Annotated in this window: 15 protein-coding genes; 4 read left to right on the top strand and 11 right to left on the bottom strand. The window is 66.2% G+C overall.

Annotated elements, in window-relative coordinates:
• Window positions 1-62: 62 nt before the first annotated feature.
• Both N5C88_RS30075 and N5C88_RS30070 read right to left on the bottom strand, forming a co-directional pair.
• Window positions 63-1,472 carry a sigma-54 dependent transcriptional regulator gene (locus N5C88_RS30075; RefSeq protein WP_280016812.1) on the bottom strand — a complete coding sequence of 470 codons (1,410 nt, stop codon included), beginning with the start codon at window positions 1,470-1,472 and terminating at the stop codon, window positions 63-65.
• The gene (locus N5C88_RS30070) at window positions 1,456-3,435 is read right to left on the bottom strand and encodes an ATP-binding protein (protein ID WP_280016811.1); all 1,980 of its coding nucleotides are present in this window, start codon (window positions 3,433-3,435) and stop codon (window positions 1,456-1,458) included. The genes N5C88_RS30075 and N5C88_RS30070 overlap by 17 nt, the downstream gene beginning before the upstream one ends.
• 292 nt (window positions 3,436-3,727) lie before the next feature.
• Between N5C88_RS30070 and N5C88_RS30065 the strand changes: the two genes are divergently transcribed.
• A complete protein-coding gene (locus tag N5C88_RS30065) occupies window positions 3,728-5,101 on the top strand; it encodes a dicarboxylate/amino acid:cation symporter (RefSeq protein ID WP_251877094.1) in 1,374 nt (457 codons plus the stop codon).
• A gap of 131 nt (window positions 5,102-5,232) precedes the next feature.
• Here the strand turns inward: N5C88_RS30065 and N5C88_RS30060 are convergent, their stop codons facing one another.
• From N5C88_RS30060 to N5C88_RS30030, 7 genes are all read right to left on the bottom strand, one after another.
• Window positions 5,233-5,847, bottom strand: a complete 615-nt coding sequence (locus tag N5C88_RS30060) for a Maf family protein (RefSeq protein ID WP_280016810.1) — start codon at window positions 5,845-5,847, stop codon at window positions 5,233-5,235.
• A gap of 35 nt (window positions 5,848-5,882) precedes the next feature.
• On the bottom strand, window positions 5,883-6,353 hold the full coding sequence (gene rlmH / locus N5C88_RS30055) for a 23S rRNA (pseudouridine(1915)-N(3))-methyltransferase RlmH (RefSeq protein WP_059378867.1): 471 nt from the start codon (window positions 6,351-6,353) through the stop codon (window positions 5,883-5,885).
• Between the two features lie 7 nt (window positions 6,354-6,360).
• Entirely contained in the window at window positions 6,361-6,762 is a 402-nt protein-coding gene (rsfS, locus tag N5C88_RS30050) for a ribosome silencing factor (protein ID WP_013392761.1), read from the bottom strand.
• A 75-nt stretch (window positions 6,763-6,837) separates the two neighbouring features.
• Window positions 6,838-7,425 carry a nicotinate (nicotinamide) nucleotide adenylyltransferase gene (gene nadD / locus N5C88_RS30045; protein ID WP_280016809.1) on the bottom strand — a complete coding sequence of 196 codons (588 nt, stop codon included), beginning with the start codon at window positions 7,423-7,425 and terminating at the stop codon, window positions 6,838-6,840.
• Window positions 7,422-8,333 carry an oxygen-dependent coproporphyrinogen oxidase gene (gene hemF, locus N5C88_RS30040; RefSeq protein ID WP_059378870.1) on the bottom strand — a complete coding sequence of 304 codons (912 nt, stop codon included), beginning with the start codon at window positions 8,331-8,333 and terminating at the stop codon, window positions 7,422-7,424. Before hemF ends, nadD begins: the two co-directional genes overlap by 4 nt.
• A 12-nt stretch (window positions 8,334-8,345) precedes the next feature.
• On the bottom strand, window positions 8,346-9,653 hold the full coding sequence (purD, locus tag N5C88_RS30035) for a phosphoribosylamine--glycine ligase (RefSeq protein ID WP_054458757.1): 1,308 nt from the start codon (window positions 9,651-9,653) through the stop codon (window positions 8,346-8,348).
• 138 nt (window positions 9,654-9,791) lie between these two features.
• Complete coding sequence (locus tag N5C88_RS30030) at window positions 9,792-10,523, bottom strand: YebC/PmpR family DNA-binding transcriptional regulator (RefSeq protein ID WP_059378872.1); 732 nt, start codon at window positions 10,521-10,523, stop codon at window positions 9,792-9,794.
• A 161-nt stretch (window positions 10,524-10,684) separates the two neighbouring features.
• Here N5C88_RS30030 and N5C88_RS30025 point away from each other — a divergent pair, with 161 nt between their 5' ends.
• The 3 genes from N5C88_RS30025 (at window position 10,685) to N5C88_RS30015 (ending at window position 14,424) form a co-directional block, all read left to right on the top strand.
• Window positions 10,685-12,211, top strand: coding sequence for a helicase HerA-like C-terminal domain-containing protein (locus tag N5C88_RS30025; protein WP_059379031.1), 1,527 nt, complete (start codon window positions 10,685-10,687; stop codon window positions 12,209-12,211).
• Window positions 12,212-12,363: 152 nt separating this feature from the next.
• The gene (locus tag N5C88_RS30020; RefSeq protein ID WP_280016808.1) at window positions 12,364-13,431 is read left to right on the top strand and encodes a tartrate dehydrogenase; all 1,068 of its coding nucleotides are present in this window, start codon (window positions 12,364-12,366) and stop codon (window positions 13,429-13,431) included.
• Window positions 13,432-13,464: 33 nt separating this feature from the next.
• Window positions 13,465-14,424, top strand: a complete 960-nt coding sequence (locus tag N5C88_RS30015; protein ID WP_280016807.1) for a hypothetical protein — start codon at window positions 13,465-13,467, stop codon at window positions 14,422-14,424.
• Between the two features lie 55 nt (window positions 14,425-14,479).
• Here N5C88_RS30015 and N5C88_RS30010 read toward each other — a convergent pair whose 3' ends face one another.
• Both N5C88_RS30010 and N5C88_RS30005 read right to left on the bottom strand, forming a co-directional pair.
• The gene (locus tag N5C88_RS30010) at window positions 14,480-16,078 is read right to left on the bottom strand and encodes a DHA2 family efflux MFS transporter permease subunit (RefSeq protein ID WP_118933613.1); all 1,599 of its coding nucleotides are present in this window, start codon (window positions 16,076-16,078) and stop codon (window positions 14,480-14,482) included.
• Window positions 16,075-17,268 carry an efflux RND transporter periplasmic adaptor subunit gene (locus tag N5C88_RS30005; protein WP_251877088.1) on the bottom strand — a complete coding sequence of 398 codons (1,194 nt, stop codon included), beginning with the start codon at window positions 17,266-17,268 and terminating at the stop codon, window positions 16,075-16,077. The genes N5C88_RS30010 and N5C88_RS30005 overlap by 4 nt, the downstream gene beginning before the upstream one ends.
• Window positions 17,269-17,287 lie beyond the last annotated feature (19 nt).

Here is a 17,287-nt window from a genome sequence, read left to right as displayed (position 1 = left end):
ACCTCCAATGAAAAAGCCCTCGCAGGATGCTCCTGCGAGGGGCAATGCGGACGCCGTGCAGCCTACTGTTGCGTGTACTGCTGGCGGTCGATGCCGTGGCGCTGCAGCTTGTCGTAGAAGGTCTTGCGCGGAATGCCCAGCGACTCCAGGGTGGCCTTGATGTCGCCCTGGTGCGCCTGGAGTGCCTCGCGGATGAGCTGCGCTTCGAAGCGCTCCATCCGGTCCGGCAGGCTCGCCGCGGCGTCCTGGGCCATGGCGGTTGGCTGGGCAGAGGTATTCAGCACGCCAAGAACGACGCGTTCGGCGAAATGCGCGAGTTCACGCACGTTGCCGGGCCAATCGTGCGTCATGACATGTTGCTTGATGGACGCCGGCATTTCCGGGATGTCGCGCTGGAAGCGGCGCGATGCGTGGCCGAGGTAGTGGGCAAACAGCAGCGGAATGTCCTCGCGGCGCTCGCGCAGCGGCGGAATCCGGATGGTGACGACATTGAGGCGGTAGAACAGGTCCTCGCGAAACTTGGCGCGTATGGCCGGACTGCCCAGGTCCTCCTTGGTGGCGGCGACCACGCGCAGGTCCAGATTGCGCACTTCGTTGCTGCCCAGGGGAGTGATCTGGCGGGATTCAAGCACGCGTAGCAGCTTGACCTGCACTGCCAGCGGCATGCTTTCGATCTCGTCCAGGAACAGCGTGCCGCCGCTGGCGTGCTCGATGCGGCCGATACGCTTCTTTTGGGCGCCGGTGAAAGCGCCGGGCTCGTGGCCGAACAGTTCGCTTTCGATGACGCTTTCGGGCAGGGCGCCGCAATTGATCGCGACGAGAGCGCGGTGCCTGCGGCGGCTCAGGCGATGCAAGGCGGTGGCAACGACTTCCTTGCCGGTTCCGGTCTCGCCTTCGACCAGGACGTCCACGTCCGCATCCGCGATATGCCGCAGCGTTTGCTTGATGCGCTGCATGGCGGGCGTGGCGCCGATGAAAGGCACTTCGTCGGCCTCGACGGCGAACGCGGCCTCGCGCAGCCGGCGGTTTTCCAGCACAAGGTGGCGCTTTTCCGCAGCGTGCATGATGGCGGTGATCAGCCTGTCGGCGGCATAGGGTTTCGCCAGGAAGTCGTATGCGCCGTCTCGCATGCATTGCACGGCGGTGGCGATGTCGCCATGGCCGGTGATCAGGATGACGGGAATGTCGGGGTCGATGTCCCGCAAGCGCTGGAAGAGCTGCAAGCCGTCCATGTCGGGCATACGAATGTCGCTGACGACCACGCCGTCGAAATCGCGCGTCAGCGCGGGCAGCGCAGAGCGCGCGCTGGCATGCGCGTCCACGGCGATGCCATGCAGTTTCAGCGTCTGCGCATTGGCGCGCAGCAGTTCGTCGTCGTCGTCGATGAACACGGCGCGCGGAGAGAACGGCTGGCGCAGGCTGTCGTCGATGGATGCCGGTGCGGCGGGAGGAAATTCAGGAGCGCGGTTCATGGTGTAGCTCGGTAGCGTTTTGCCGGCCAGGCGCCTTGCGCAACGTCAGGATGAACATGGCTCCGCGGCCCGGGGCATGCGGAGCCGGAAAGACGGGATCGGCCGGGCCGGCGGCGATCAAGTCGCCACCGAATTCGGTGACGATGTCGCGGCAGATGACCAGCCCCAGCCCGAGTCCTTCGGCCTTGGTCGTGTAGAAGGGGGTGAACAGGTGCGCCCGCGCCTCGGCCGACAGGCCGGGGCCGTTGTCGCTGACGTAGACCTGCACGGTCGCACCCAGGTCTTGCAGCGCGACGACGATGCGGCCGTCTGGCCGGCCTTCCAGGGCTTCCATCGCGTTTTGAAGCAGATTCACCAGCACCTGTTCCAGCCGTATGCGATTGGCCAGCACCTGGTAATTCTGATCCGCGGGCGGACGTTGCAGGACGATGCCCTGGCGCCGCGCCCGCGGGGCAACCAGCAGTAGCGCGCCCTCCAGGCAATCCTTCAGGCTGGCGGGTCCGATGGACGTGTCAGCCTTGCGCGAAAAGGCGCGCAGTTCCCCCGTGATGTGGCCGATCCGTTCCGTCAACGCGGCGATGGTGCCCAGGTTCTCCTGCGCCGAGCCTTCGTCTTGCCGGCGCAGGAATTCGGCGGCGTTGTCCGCATAGGCGCGTATGGCCGCGACAGGCTGGTTGATCTCGTGCGCCACGCCGGCAGCCACCTGTCCCAGCAGCGCGAGCTTGCTGGCCTGGACCAACTCCTCTTGCATGGTGTGCAGGCGGGCGGCGGTGCGCTGGCGCTCGTCCATCTCATCGACCAGCTGTTCGTTGACTTGCAGCAATTGAGCCGTGCGTTCGTCGACCAGGGAGGCCAGCTGTTCGTGGACGGCGGCCTGCTGTTCGGCGCGCTCGCGGTTGCGGTGGCGGCGGAAGAGAATGATGCCTACCAAGGCGGCCAACGCGCACTGCGCCAGCAGCGCGCCCAGCTGGGCGTTGGCGGTAGCCTGGTTGATGGCCGCCTGCACGGGTGATAACAGATGCAGCGTCCAACCTGGGGACTCGACGATGGGCAGCGTCGTGTGCACCATTGGCGTTCCTGCCGGGATCTGCGGCAGGGTTACGTCGGCGCGTATGAGCTGGCCGTGGCTGATGAGCTGCAGCTGCGGCCGCAAGGGCAGCGGCAGGAAGGGCGCGTCGCCGAATTGCAGGCTGGTGCGCAAGGTCCGGGCCAAGTCTGGGGTGAGCGGAGCCAGCACGTCGAAACGCCAGTCGGAAATACTGCCCAACAGCACCACGCCATGCTCGTCGGTGACGAAAATGGGCGAGACCGACTGGCGCCAGTCGGCCTCCAGGTCCCGGAAATCCACTTTCAACACGACTACGCCCAGCAGGGCGCCGTTGGCGTCGTCCACGCGCCGCGACAAGTACAGCCCGGCCTCGTGGCTGATCGTGCCCAGGGCGAAATGTTCGGCCGAGCCATGGGCTACCGATCCCTGGAAATAGGGCCGGAACTGGTAGTCCACGCCGACAAACGTGGCGGGTTCGCGCCAGTTGCTCGCAGCGATCGCAAGGCCTTTCTTGTCCAGCACGTAAATGGCGGATGCGCCTACGCCGCGGCTTAGCGTATCGAGCTTCTCATCCAGGGATTCGATCTGTCCGTGCGAACCTTCCTGCAGCGCCGCGCGCACGTCGACATCGCGCGTCAGGACAAAGGGCAGCGCCCTGAACTTGTCCAGGTTGTTTCGCAGCAATGCCGCGTTGAGCTGGGCTGCCACGCGTGCCTGTTCCCCGGCATTCTTCAGCGCGCCGTCGCGCGCCCAGAGGGTGGCGGCGTGCAGCACCCCGTAGACGATGGCGACGACCAACAAGATGGCGATGGCCTTCCAGGGCCAAGGCCAGACGGGCGTATTCCGTGGGCGGCGCGGCTGGCTGGCCTGGTCCGGACCGGGCCAGGCATCGTGGGGGGAGGAGCGGGTCGACATGGAATGTGCGGTTTTTCGCACATTCTATATCTATTCTGTGTGAAATTCCGCCAAGAATCGTCGGGCCAGTGCGCTGGGGAAGAAAAAAGTTCGTTTCTGATCAAGGGCTTGGAGCTCAGGTGCGGGGCTGGTCGATGTTGGCATGCCTCTTGCATTAGTAAAGCCAAGCCTGGTGGAGTCGTCTGCCGGGTGAAATCGGCTTGCGGCGAGACGCGCTGGCCAGAAAACAGATAACGCCCCGTCGCCCGCGCTGAATCGCCCGGAGCAAGGGGCCTTGGTGGGGACAATCCCAATGATCGACGTGGATCAAGTCGCGCCCGCGCGCAAGCTCAAGTTCTATCAAATCCTTTATGTGCAGGTGATTTTCGCCATCGTGGTGGGCGTGCTGCTGGGCGCGTTCAAGCCCGAGCTTGGCCAGCAGATGCAACCGCTGGGCGACGCCTTCATCAAACTGGTGAAGATGATCATCGCGCCGGTGATCTTTCTGACCGTAGCCACCGGCATCGCCGCGATGAGCGACCTGAAGAAGGTCGGTCGCGTGGCGGGCAAGGCCATGCTGTACTTCCTGGTGTTCTCGACGCTTGCGCTGATCGTAGGCATGATCGTCAGCCACATCGTCCAGCCGGGCGCCGGCATGCACATCGACCCCAAGACGCTGGACGAGAAGGCAGTGTCGGGCTACGTGGCCAAGGCGCATGACTCGACGATCACGGGCTTCCTGATGAACGTGATTCCGACCACGATCTTCAGCCCGTTTGTCGGCGGCGACATCCTCCAGGTGCTGTTCGTGGCGGTGTTGTTCGGCATTTCGCTGGCCATGGTGGGCGAACGCGGACAGCCGATACTGAACTTCATGACCGCCCTGGCGCAGCCCGTCTTCAGGCTGGTCGCCATCCTGATGAAGGCCGCGCCCATCGGCGCCTTTGGCGCGATGGCCTTCACCATCGGCAAGTACGGCATCAAGTCCGTCATCAATCTGGCGATGCTGGTAGGTACGTTTTACGCAACCTCGGTGCTGTTCGTGGTCGTGGTGCTGGGCCTCGTGGCGCGCTACAACGGCTTTTCGATCCTGAAGCTGGTGCGCTACATCCGCGAAGAACTGCTGCTGGTGCTGGGCACCAGTTCGTCCGAAGCCGCGTTGCCTACGCTGATGCAGAAGATGGAACGGGCCGGCTGCTCGAAGTCGGTGGTCGGGCTGGTCGTGCCCACCGGCTACTCGTTCAACCTGGACGGCACCAACATCTACATGACGATGGCGGCGCTGTTCATCGCGCAGGCTTGCGACATTCCGCTGTCGTTGGGCGACCAGATCCTGCTGCTGCTGGTGGCGATGCTGAGCTCCAAGGGCGCGGCGGGCGTGACCGGGGCGGGCTTCATCACCTTGGCCGCGACCCTCTCGGTGGTGCCTTCCGTGCCGGTCGCCGGCATGGCGCTGATTCTGGGCGTGGACCGCTTCATGTCGGAATGCCGCGCGCTTACCAACCTGGTCGGCAACGCGACTGCCGCCGTGGTCGTGGCGCGCTGGGAAGGGGAACTGGACAAGGAACAGCTGCATGCCGCGCTTGAGGGCGAGCTGCAGCCCGTGCCCGTGCCTGCCCCGGCTCCGGTTCAGGAAGCGCCGAGGACTGGCGGCCTGCCCATGGGGCAGCCGATGCAGCACGGCTGAAGCGGTGTAGATCCGCAGTCGCCTGCGCGCGGCCGCGTCTGTTGATGCGGCGATGCTGCCCGGCGGTAAAAAGAAAATCCCCCGGACCTTGACGGTCTCGGGGGATTTTTTCCGGCAGGACGCCGCAGCTTTCAGGGCACCTGCATACCTGCCGCGCGCAACAGGTTCGCGGTTTCGAACAAGGGCAGGCCCATCACGCCGGTGTAGCTGCCGGCGATATGTGAAATGAACGTGCCTGCCAGGCCCTGGATGCCATAGGCGCCGGCCTTGCCGTAGGGTTCGCCGCTGTCGCAGTAGCGGCCGATTTCCTCATCCGTCAGCTCGCGCATGCGGACTTCGGTGATGGACACGGCCTCCAGCAACTGGTTTCCAGTCCAGACGGCGACAGCGGTATGCACTTCGTGGGTGGAGCCGGACAGGGCCCGCAAAATGCGCATGGCGTCGTCGCGGTCGGCCGGTTTGCCCAGTACCGCGCCCGCCAGGATGACGGTGGTGTCGGCGGCCAGCAGCGGCAGTTGCGGCAGGTCCTGGCTGAGCATCCAATCGCGTCCGCGCAAGGCCTTGTCGCGCGCAGTGCGTTGGACGTAGTTGGCGGCGCTTTCGCCAGGGTGCTGGGGTTCGTCCTCGCCCGGCGGGGCGGGTACGAGCAGGACTTCGTGGGCCAGGCCGACCTGGGTCAGCAGCTCGCGCCGCCGGGGACTGGCGGAGGCAAGGTAGAGGCGCGCGGAGGTTGCGGTGTCGGTCATGCGTCAGCGGGATGGGCGCCGGCCCGGCCAGAGGGTCAGGCGCGGTGGTAGGGATGGTTCGTCATGATGGCCCAGGCCCGGTAGAGCTGTTCGGCCAGCACCACGCGCACCATGGGGTGCGGCAGCGTCAGCGAGGACAGGCGCAATTGGCCGGAACAGGATGCCTTCAGGTCGGCATCCAGCCCGTCCGGGCCGCCGACGAGAAAAGCGACATCCTGGCCGCCTGCGCGCCATTGTTCCAGCTTTTGCGACAACGCCATGGTGGTGAGGTCGCGTCCGCGTTCGTCCAGCGCCAGGCGCAACGCACTGGCGGGCAGGGCGGCTTCGATCCGCTTGGCTTCCGCCGCCATCATCTGGGCGGGGGTTTTACCGGTGGTGCGGGGTTCGGGTTTGATTTCGCGCAGTTCCAGCGCGCAGTCGGCCGGCAGGCGCTTGGCGTAGTCGTCCCAGGCGGTTTGCACCCAGTCCGGCATGCGTGTGCCCACGGCCACGACGATCAGCTTCACGGCGCGCTCAGTACTCGGCGTCGTGCGCGCCGTCGTTGGCGACCGGCGCGGGGCGGGTGGACTCGGGCAGGAGTTTCACGCGCACCGGCTTGCCGCCCCAGATTTCTTCCAGGTTGTAGTACTGGCGGATGGCGGGTTGCATGATGTGCACGACTACGTCGCCCAGGTCGACCACGACCCATTCGCCGGTGTCTTCGCCTTCGATGGTGATGCCGGAGAGGTCGAGCGCGCGGCCGCGGTCCGCGACGCTGGAAGCGAGGGCGCGGGTCTGGCGGTTGGAGGTGGCGCTTGCAATCACGACGCGATCGAACAGGCTGGTCAGATGCGTGGTGTTGTAGACCTTGATGTCTTGCGCCTTGACGTCTTCGAGGGCGTCGATGACGGCGCGTTGGAGTTTTTGTATATCCATAGTCAGTAAATATAACCCGCGGGCGGACAGCGGATGCTGGCCCCGTGGCGCTTTCAGCGCACCGCGGGTGTAGGTTTATCGGTAAAGATGGTGCGCCGCAATATACGCGGCCACCGGTGCGGCAAGCAGGCCCTCGGTCGATTCGCCTTGCGCCAGGCGCTGGCGGATCTGCGAGGCCGAAACCGGCATGGGAGCAAAAGGCAGCTCCTGCAGTTCGCGACCCTGGCGGCGCAGGTGTTCGGCCAGCGCCGGCGGGGCGGTGAGCGCCGTGCGCGGGCGGGTGGCGACGGCCAGGTCCACCAGGCTGGCGATGTCCTGCCAGTCGCGCCAAGTGCAGAAATTCGCCAACTGGTCGGTACCCAGCAACCAGACATAGCGCGCGTCCTGGGGGAGGGCGCGCAGCGTGTCTATGGTGTAGGTCGCGCCGCCGCGTTCGATTTCAATGGGATTGACGATCAGGTGCGCATGGCCGGCGATGGCCAGTTGGAGCATGTCGCGGCGTTGTTCGGCCGTGGCGTGCAACGCCGCACGCTGCCAGGGATTGGCCGCGGGGATGAGCTGCACCTCGGCCAGGCCCAGCGTCTGCAAGGCATTTTGCGCCAGGGCGATGTGCGCGACGTGGACGGGGTCGAAACTGCCACCCAGCAGGCCGATGCGCTTCAAACCCAGTCCCGCGGTTTGAGGTAGGCGGCCAATTCGGCCTCGGGCGTACCCGCTTCGGGCTGCCAGTCGTAGCGCCACTGCGCCAGCGGCGGCATGGACAGCAGGATCGACTCGGTGCGTCCGCCGGACTGCAGGCCGAACAGCGTGCCGCGGTCGAAGACCAGGTTGAACTCCACATAGCGTCCACGGCGGTAGGCCTGGAAATCGCGCTCGCGTTCGCCGTAGGATTGGTCGCGGCGGCGTTCCACGATCGGCATGTAGGCCGGCAGGAAGGCGTCGCCCACCGAACGGGTCAGCGCGAACGAGGCGTCAAAGCCGGGAGCGTTCAGGTCGTCGTAGAAGATGCCGCCCACGCCGCGCGTTTCATTGCGGTGCTTGAGGAAGAAATACTCGTCGCACCAGCGCTTGTAGCGCGGGTAGTAGTCGGCGCCATGGCCAGCCAGCGCATCGCGGCAGGTGGCGTGGAAATGGCGGGCGTCTTCCTCGTAGGGATAGTAGGGCGTCAGGTCGATGCCGCCGCCGAACCAGAAGACGTCGGCCTCGTCGTGGCCAGGCCGCGCGGCGGCCAGGAACATGCGCACGTTCATGTGCGTGGTGGGCACATAGGGATTGCGCGGATGCAGCACCATGGACACGCCCATGGCTTCCCAGGAACGGCCGGCCAGTTCCGGGCGGTGCGCGCTGGCCGAGGGCGGCAGCTTGCTGCCCTGGACGTGGCTGAACAGCACGCCGGCCCGTTCGAACAGCGAGCCGCCTTCCAGCAGGCGCGACAGCCCGCCGCCGCCCTCGGGGCGGACCCATTCGTCGGTACGGAAGGCTGCGCCCTCGGCGGCTTCCAGGGCGCCGACGATGCGGGCCTGCAAGCCGGTGAGGTAGTCCCGGACGGAAGAGACGGGCAAGGCGTTCATTGACGGTTCCGGCTAGGCGTTGGGCTTGGACTTCTGCTGCGAGGGCTTGAGCGCTCGCCAGCCGATGTCGCTGCGGTACTGGCGGCCGTCGAAGTGGATGCCGTCGATCGCTTCGTAGACGCGGTCGCGGGCCATCTTGACGGAGTCGCCCAGCGCCGTGACGCACAGCACGCGGCCGCCGGTGGTCTTGACTTCGTCGCCGTCGAGCTTGGTGGCGGCGTGGAACACCATGCAGTCTTCGGCGTCGGCGGGCAGGCCGCGGATGACATCGCCGGTGCGCGGCGTGTTGGGGTAGTTGTGCGCGGCCAGCACGGCGCCCAGGGCGGTACGGCGGTCCCAGGTGATGTCGGCCTGGTCGAGCGTGCCGTCGACGGCATGCTCCAGGGCGTCCAGCAGGTCGCTCTTGACGCGCATCATGATGGGCTGCGTTTCAGGATCGCCCATGCGGCAGTTGAATTCCAGGGTCTTGATCTCGCGGTCGGGGTCGTCGCCCGGGGCGATCATCAGGCCGGCGTACAGGAAGCCCGTGTACGGGATGCCGTCGCGCGTCATGCCCTGCACGGTCGGCAGGATGATTTCGCGCATGATGCGGTGGTGCAGTTCCGGGGTGACGATGGGCGCGGGCGAATACGCGCCCATGCCGCCGGTGTTGGGGCCCTGGTCGCCGTCCTGCAGGCGCTTGTGGTCCTGGCTGGTGGCCAGGGCCAGCACGTTGCGGCCGTCGCACATGACGATGAAGCTGGCTTCTTCGCCCACCAGGCATTCCTCGATGACGACGCGCGCGCCGGCGGCGCCCATGGAGCCGTCGCCCAGCATGGCGTCCACGGCGGCATGCGCTTCTTCCAGCGTGGCGGCGACCACGACGCCCTTGCCCGCGGCCAGGCCGTCGGCCTTGATGACGATGGGAGCGCCTTCCTGGTCGATGTAGGCATGCGCCTTGGCCGGATCGGTGAAGGTTTCGTAGCGGGCGGTCGGGATGTTGTGCCGGACCATGAAGGCCTTGGCGTAGTCCTTCGAGCTTTCCAGCTGAGCGGCGGCCTTGGTGGGGCCGAAGATCTTCAGGCCGCGGGCGCGGAACACGTCGACGACGCCGGCGGCCAGGGGGGCTTCAGGGCCGACGACGGTCAGGGCGACGCCTTCGCGTTGCACGAAATCAGCCAATTCCTCGGCATTGGTGAACGGGACGTTCTCGATCTGTTCGGCGCGTTGCGTGCCGCCGTTGCCGGGAGCGACGTATACCTTGTGGACGCGCGGGGAGCGGGCCAGCCGCCAGGCGAGGGCGTGTTCTCGGCCGCCAGAGCCAATTACCAGGAGTTTCATGTTGCGTGGTTCTTAAGGTTGCCAGTCGAGCGCCGCAAGGCGCCAGCCCGTGGAGTAGGCCAGGATCCAGGCGGACCCGGATCCGGTGACAGCGTGGCGCCGGACAGGCAAGGCCCGCCCGGCGCCAGGGTAATGGGTTTACTGCGCTTCGTCGAAAACGACGTTCGTATAGACTTCCTGCACGTCGTCCAGGCCTTCCAGGGCGTCGAGCAGTTTTTGCATCTTGATGGCGTCTTCGCCGGCGAGTTCGGTCTCGTTCAGGGCCTTCATGACGATGCCGTCCACTTCGGCCTTCAGGCCGGCGGCGTCGAAGGCGCCGCGCACGGCGGCGTAGTCAGCCGGGGCGCAGACCACTTCGATCACGCCTTCCTCGTCGGTCGTCACGTCTTCGGCGCCGGCTTCGAGGGCGGCTTCCATGACCTTGTCTTCCGAGGTTCCGGGGGCGAACACGAATTGGCCGCAATGCTTGAACATGAAGGCGACCGAGCCTTCCTGGCCCAGGTTGCCGCCGTTCTTGGCGAAGGCGTGGCGCACTTCTGCGACGGTGCGGGTGCGGTTGTCGGTCATGCAGTCGACGATCACGGCTGCGCCGCCGATGCCGTAGCCTTCGTAGCGGACTTCTTCGTAGGCCTCGCCGTCGGCGCCGCCCGCGCCGCGCTGGATGGCGCGCTGGATGTTGTCCTTGGGCATGTTGGCGTCGGTGGCCTTGTCCCAGGCCATGCGCAGACGCGGGTTGCTGTCCGGGTCAGGGCCGCCGGCACGCGCCGCCACGGTGATTTCACGAATGATCTTGGTCCAGAGCTTTCCGCGCTTGGCGTCTTGGCGCCCTTTGCGGTGCTGAATATTGGCCCATTTGCTGTGTCCGGCCATGGCTTCCCAGGGTAATTTGTCTGCAAAAATGGCATTTTACCGTGCCAGCGCCCAGCGCGCCCGGGGGCGGACCGCATGTGTCCATATTGCCACGCGCACAAGCGGCGCAGCAGGCTCTACACTTGGGCATCCATCTGATTCCCTGGTCCGGAGAGCTGCACATGCCCAACCCCATCGTCATCGCCAAGAATGCACAGACCGAATTGGCGCTGCTGCCCGCCCTGGCGAACCGCCACGGCTGCATCACGGGGGCCACGGGCACCGGCAAGACCGTCACCCTGCAGGTTCTGGCGGAATCCTTCTCGCGTATCGGTACGCCGGTGTTCATGGCCGACGTCAAGGGCGACCTGACCGGCATTTCCCAGGCCGGCGCGGCGACTCCCAAGCTGCTGGAACGCCTGAAGAACCTGGGCCTGAGCGAACCGGCCTGGGCGGCCAGCCCCGTCACCTTGTGGGACGTGTTCGGCGAGCAGGGGCTGCCGGTGCGGGCCACCGTGTCGGACATGGGGCCGCTGCTGCTGTCCCGCATCCTCGAATTGAACGATACGCAGGAAGGCGTGCTGACGCTGGTCTTCAAGGTTGCGGATGACGAAGGCCAGCTGCTGCTGGACCTGAAGGACCTGCGCGCCATGCTGCAGAACGTCGCCGACCGCGCTTCGGAACTGAAGACGCGTTACGGTAATGTGTCTTCCGCCAGCATCGGCGCGATCCAGCGCGGCTTGCTGGCCCTGGAATCGCAGGGCGCGGAGAAATTCTTCGGCGAACCCATGCTGGACGTGGCCGACCTGATGCGCACGGACGCGCAGGGGCGCGGCATGGTCAACGTGCTGGCCGCGGACAAGCTGATGCAGGCGCCGCGCCTGTATGCCATCTTCCTGTTGTGGCTGCTGGCGGACTTGTACGAGAAGCTGCCCGAAGTCGGCGACATGGACCAGCCCAAGCTGGTGTTTTTCTTCGACGAAGCCCACCTGCTGTTCAATGACGCGCCCGCCGCGCTGCTGAACAAGATCGAGCAGGTGGTGCGCCTGGTCCGCTCCAAGGGAGTGGGCGTCTATTTCGTGACGCAGAATCCGCTGGACATCCCCGACACCGTGCTGGGGCAATTGGGCAACCGCGTCCAGCACGCCTTGCGGGCGTTCACGCCGCGCGACCAGAAGGCGGTGAAGACGGCGGCCCAGACGATGCGGCCCAATCCGGGGCTGGACATCGAGGCCGCCATCACCGAGCTGGGCGTGGGCGAGGCGCTGATTTCCTTGCTGGACCCCAAGGGGCGGCCGATGCCGACCGAACGCGCCTACATCGTGCCGCCGGCCAGCCGGATCGGCCCGGCGACCGACGCGGAGCGGCAAGCGCTGCGCCAGGGCAGCCCGCTGGCGTCGAAGTACGAGAAATCGATAGACCGCGAGTCCGCCTATGAAGTGCTGGCCGGGCGCGCCGCCAAGCCGGCGGACCAGGCCGGCGCGGCCAGGAACGGTTCCGCGCAGCCCGAAGGCAAGGGCGCCGCGGAAGAATCGGGCGGCGGTCTGATGGACAGTTTGAACGAGGTTCTGTTCGGGTCGACGGGCCCGCGCGGCGGCAAGCGCGACGGTGTGGTGCAGACCATGGCCAAGAGCACGGTCCGGTCGATCGCGCGTGAATTGACCCGGGGCATTTTGGGTTCCTTGCTGGGCTCGAAAGGCCGGCGTTGAATCCCTCGTCCGGCGAGCCTGCCGGACGTCGTTGGTACGCCCGATTTGGGGCCGTATCGAGTAACATTCCCGTGCAATGACAAGGAGGTCGCGCGTGGCCGCTCAGACCCGTGGCACGCGCGATGCATCCAAAGAAAACAAAGGAAGACGTGGTGGCAAAGAAACACAAGATAGCGGTGATTCCCGGAGACGGCATCGGCAAGGAAGTCGTGCCCGAAGGCTTGAAAGTGCTGGATGCGGTCGCAACGCGATTTGGCATCGATTTTCAGTGGGACCATTTCGACTGGAGCTGCGACTACTACGCCAAGCACGGCAAGATGATGCCGGACGACTGGCAGGCGCAGATCGGCCAGCATGAAGCGATTTTCTTCGGCTCGATAGGCTGGCCCGCCACGGTGCCTGACCACGAAGCGCTGTGGGGCTCGCTGTTCAAGTTCCGCCGCGAGTTCGACCAGTACATCAACCTGCGCCCGGTGCGCCTGATGCCCGGCGTGCCTTCGCCGCTGAAGGACCGCCAGCCCGGCGAGATCGACTTCTTCATCGTGCGCGAGAACACCGAAGGCGAATACTCCAACAGCGGCGGCCGCCTGTTCGCGGGCACCGAGCGTGAAGTGGTCATTCAGGAAAGCGTCTTCACGCGCATCGGCGCCGATCGCGTGCTCAAGTTCGCTTTTGAACTGGCCCAGAAGCGCGGCAAGCATCTGACCGCGGCTACCAAGTCCAACGGCATTTCCATTTCGATGCCCTGGTGGGACGAGCGCGTGGCCGAGATGGGCGAAAAGTACCCGGACGTGCGCTGGGACAAGTACCACATCGACATCCTGTGCGCGCATTTCGTGCAGCATCCCGATTGGTTTGACGTGGTGGTGGCTTCCAACTTGTTTGGCGACATCCTGTCCGACCTGGGGCCGGCCTGCACGGGCACCATCGGCATCGCGCCTTCGGCCAACCTGAACCCTGAACGCAAGTTCCCGTCCCTGTTCGAACCGGTGCACGGTTCGGCGCCGGACATCTACGGCAAGGGCATCGCCAACCCGATCGGCCAGATCTGGAGCGGCGCGCTGATGCTGGATTTCCTGGGTTATCCAGACGCGTCGGCGGCGGTCGTCAAGGCCATCGAGACCGTCCTGGCTGAAGGTCCGCGCACCCGGGACATGAAAGGCTCCGCCTCCACCGCCGACGTCGGCAGCGCGATTGCCGCGCTGGTCGCGGCGGGCTGAGGCAAGCCGCTGGCTAGGCTCACAGACTAGTCCATGGACGATTCCGTTTTTTCCCCTTCCTCCGCCCCCGTGGGCGGCGGAAGGGCCGACCGGTTTGCGCGCAAGCTGTTCCGCGTACTCCGGTCGCGCACGCAGCGGCACAATCAACATCTGTGGCCGTTCGTGCGCATCTGGAGGGATCGATCGGGCGTCATTTGCGGCTTTCGCGCCTTTGGCCGGTCGCAGCCAGTCACGCCGCTAGCCCAAGGCTACGATGCCGCCGACGAGGAAATTCATCTGATCCTGAGCGGACCGTCGGTTACTCAGATACCCTACGACCGGCTGAATATCCGTACGGCGATGGGCGTGAACGGCGCCATCATGCTGGCGCGCAAGTTCGATCTGCCGTTCAAGTATTACTGCATCATCGACCAGAACTTCGTGCGCCAGCGTATCGATCTGGTGCGCGAGATCGTGTCGCGCGACCTGACCCTGTACGTCTTGCCCGAGGTCCTGCGCTACATCATGCAGGGGCTGCCGCAGGAGTCGATCCGCTGCCGCATCTGCATCATCGAACTGATCGCCGAACGCGCCTACCAACGCATTTCCGCGCCGGCCGTGCTGCAGCGCATGGCGGCAGCCTCGCCCGACGTGCAACTGCTGGACGCGAAAAGGGGCATGGGATTCAGCTTCAATGTGGAACTGGGCGTGTTCGACGCCGATACCGTGGCCTATGCCGCCTTGCAGGTGCTGGTATCCAGCGGCGCACGCAAGGTCTACACGCATGGGCTGGATCTGACGCTGCAGAACGGCTTGCGCTTCTACAATGAAGGGCAGACGCCGCAGTCCAGCAGGCTGGCGCGCAAGTTCGCGCAACTTATCGAGCCATCGTTCCGCTTCGCGGCAGCGCAATGGCGCGCGCGCGGCATCTCGGTGTTCAACCTGTCGCCCATCAGCGCCTTGTCGGCCGACGTCATCGAGCGCGCCGACTGGCAGGTCTTGTTGAAGGAATAGGGGAAGGTATCGCCTGGTCCTGGACGCAACGCGATCCGGGACCAGGCGCTGCGCCCTAGTGGGCGCCTGCGGCCGCTTCGGCCGCGCCGCCGCCGCCCGCCTTGGCCGACCGGGGACGGGCGAACCACACCAGGCCGGTCAGGGCCAGGAAGATGATCGCGGAGGCATAGAACACGTCCACCGCCGACATGGTGAAGGCTTGCGCATTGATCAGTCCGTCCACCATCGTCAGCGCTTGCTGATGCGTCACGCCCAGCCCGTTCTGCAGCGTCGCCATGGTCTGGTCGAACGCCTGCTGGCCGGGTTTGGCGACCTCGGTGAGCTGCGCGTGATGCATGGTTGCGCGGTTTTCCCACAGCGTGGTGGCGATGGATGTGCCGAACGCGCCCGCGGTCAGGCGCAGGAAGTTCGACAGGCCCGAGGCCGCGGGGATGCGCCACGGCTCGATGCTGGACAGCGTGATCGAGGTAAGCGGCACGAAGAACGTCGCCATGGCCGCGCCCTGGATGATGGTCGGCACCATCAGCGTGCGGACATCGGTCTGGGTGTTGAATCCGGAACGCATGAAGCACACCAGCGCGAAGATCAGGAACGCCACCGTCGCGATTTGCCGCGGATCGCGCGTGGCCAGCATCTTGCCGACGATGGGCGTCAGCAGGATCGCCAGCAGGCCCACCGGCGCGGTCACCAACCCCGCGTAAGTCGCGGTGTAGCCCATGTTGCTTTGCAGCCAGAGCGGCAGCAGCACCACGTTGCCGAAGAAGACGCCGTAGGCCACCGCCAGCGTCAGCGCGCCGACCGTGAAATTGCGGATCTTGAACAGGCGCAGATCCACCACGGGGTGGGCGTCGGTCAGTTCCCAGATCAGGAAGAAGACGAAGGCGACGAAGGCGGTCGCGGCCAGCGCGATGATGGTGCCGCTGGCGAACCAGTCCAGCTCCTTGCCCTTGTCCAGCATGATCTGCAGCGCGCCTACCCACAACACCAGCAGCGCCAGGCCGACCTTGTCGATCGGCAGCTTGCGCGTGACCGATTCGCGGTCGCCATAGATGCGCCAGCTGATCCAGGCGGCCAGCAGGCCCACCGGCACGTTGATGTAGAAGATCCACGGCCAGGTGTAGTTGTCGGAGATCCAGCCGCCCAGCAGCGGCCCGGCGACGGGCGCGACCAGCGTGGTCATGGACCAGACCGCCAGCGCCATGCCCGCCTTGGACTTGGGGAAGCTCGCCAGCATCAACGCTTGCGACAGCGGAATCATGGGCCCGGCGACCGCGCCTTGCAGCACGCGGAACGCGATCAGCGCTTCCAGCGAGGGCGCAAAGCCGCACAGCCACGACGCCAGCACGAACAGCAGCGTGGACACCAGAAACAGCCGCACCTGTCCGAAGCGTTGCGTGAGCCAGCCCGTCAGCGGCACCGTGATCGCGTTGGCCACGGCAAACGAAGTGATGACCCAGGTGCCCTGGCTGGTGCTGACGCCCAGGTCGCCCGAGATGGTGGGGATGGACACATTCGCGATCGAGGTGTCCAGCACGTTCATGAACACCGCCGTGGACAGCGCGATGGACCCGATGATGCGGGTCGCGCCTTCCAGCGGCGGGTGGGAGCCTGGCGGGGGCGCCGGCGCGGCGGCAGGCTGCTTGGCGGCGCTCATGATGCGAGGTTGGCCTCGATGATCTTGCTGATCATGGCGTCGACTTCATCATGGGCCGGCTCGAAGGCGCGCGTCGACCAGGCCGGTTCCTTGCGTTCGGCCTGCGTCAGCGGTTCGCCTTCCTGCTTGCCCACGTCGACTTCCACGTCCATAGACAGACCCACGCGCAGCGGGTGCTTCTTCAGGTCCTCGGGGTCCAGCGCGATGCGCACCGGCACGCGCTGCACCACCTTGATCCAGTTGCCGGTGGCGTTCTGGGCGGGCAACAGGGCGAAGGCGCTGCCCGTGCCGGCGTCCAGGCCCGCGATGGTGCCGTGGTAGGTGACCGCGCTGCCGTACAGGTCGGCCACCATCTTGGCCGGCTGGCCGATGCGCATCTTGCGCAGCTGGCCTTCCTTGAAGTTGGCTTCGACCCACACCTGGTCCAGCGGCACCACCGTCATCAGGGCCGAGCCGGGCGCGACGCGCTGGCCGACCTGCACACTGCGCCGGGCCACCACGCCGCCCACCGGAGCGGGCAGTACGGTGCGCGACTGCGCCAGCCAGGCGTTGCGCAGGCCGGCAGCGGCCTGCTGCACGTCGGGGTGGTCGGCGACCGTGGTGCCCTGGGTCAGGGCCTGGTTGGTGGCCAGCTTGGCGCGGGAAGCTGCCAGCGCCGCGCGCGCTTGCGCCAGGCCGGACTGGGCGGACTTCAGCGCGGCTTCGGCGTGCAGGATCTCTTCGCCGCTGACGCCGCCGGACTTGGCCAGCTGCTGGCGGCGGTTGACGTCGCTTTGCGCGCGGGTCAGCTCGGCCTGGGCGCGCAGGATGTCGGCGTTGCGCAGGTCGACGTCGGCGGCCAGGGCGTCGTTCTGGACGTAGATGGTGCGCACCTGGCGCACCGTTTGCGCCAGCTTGGCCTGGGCCTGCTGCAAGGCCACGTCGGTGTCGGCCGGATCCAGGCGCACCAGCGGCTGGCCTGCGGCCACGGTTTCGGTGTCGTCGGCCTCGATGGCCACGACCGTGCCGGGCACTTGCGGCGTGATCTGCACCAGGTTGCCGTGCACGTAGGCGTCGTCGGTGCTCTCGAAGTGGGCGCCGAACAGCGCCCACCAGATGCCGTAGGCGATCGCGATGAGTATGAAGGCCCCGGTGGCCAGCAGCAGCAGGCGTTTGCGGGCGGGGTTGGCGGCGGGTGTGGCTGCGGTCATGACGTCTGAGTCCGGGGAA

The sequence above is a fragment of the Achromobacter sp. GD03932 genome (assembly GCF_029839485.1).
GTDB lineage: Bacteria > Pseudomonadota > Gammaproteobacteria > Burkholderiales > Burkholderiaceae_B > Achromobacter > Achromobacter bronchisepticus_A.
Note: the sequence above shows the minus strand (reverse complement) of the source record. Positions and strands in the feature narration are given on the sequence as shown.

Bases quoted from the DNA above. Each gene is read 5' to 3' on its own strand.
- N5C88_RS30075 (WP_280016812.1), bottom strand. From the start codon at position 1,472: ATGAACCGCGCTCCTGAATTTCCTCCCGCCGCACCGGCATCCATCGAC.
- N5C88_RS30070 (WP_280016811.1), bottom strand. From the start codon at position 3,435: ATGTCGACCCGCTCCTCCCCCCACGATGCCTGGCCCGGTCCGGACCAG.
- N5C88_RS30065 (WP_251877094.1), top strand. From the start codon at position 3,728: ATGATCGACGTGGATCAAGTCGCGCCCGCGCGCAAGCTCAAGTTCTAT.
- N5C88_RS30060 (WP_280016810.1), bottom strand. From the start codon at position 5,847: ATGACCGACACCGCAACCTCCGCGCGCCTCTACCTTGCCTCCGCCAGT.
- rsfS (WP_013392761.1), bottom strand. From the start codon at position 6,762: ATGGATATACAAAAACTCCAACGCGCCGTCATCGACGCCCTCGAAGAC.
- hemF (WP_059378870.1), bottom strand. From the start codon at position 8,333: ATGAACGCCTTGCCCGTCTCTTCCGTCCGGGACTACCTCACCGGCTTG.
- purD (WP_054458757.1), bottom strand. From the start codon at position 9,653: ATGAAACTCCTGGTAATTGGCTCTGGCGGCCGAGAACACGCCCTCGCC.
- N5C88_RS30030 (WP_059378872.1), bottom strand. From the start codon at position 10,523: ATGGCCGGACACAGCAAATGGGCCAATATTCAGCACCGCAAAGGGCGC.
- N5C88_RS30025 (WP_059379031.1), top strand. From the start codon at position 10,685: ATGCCCAACCCCATCGTCATCGCCAAGAATGCACAGACCGAATTGGCG.
- N5C88_RS30015 (WP_280016807.1), top strand. From the start codon at position 13,465: ATGGACGATTCCGTTTTTTCCCCTTCCTCCGCCCCCGTGGGCGGCGGA.
- N5C88_RS30010 (WP_118933613.1), bottom strand. From the start codon at position 16,078: ATGAGCGCCGCCAAGCAGCCTGCCGCCGCGCCGGCGCCCCCGCCAGGC.
- N5C88_RS30005 (WP_251877088.1), bottom strand. From the start codon at position 17,268: ATGACCGCAGCCACACCCGCCGCCAACCCCGCCCGCAAACGCCTGCTG.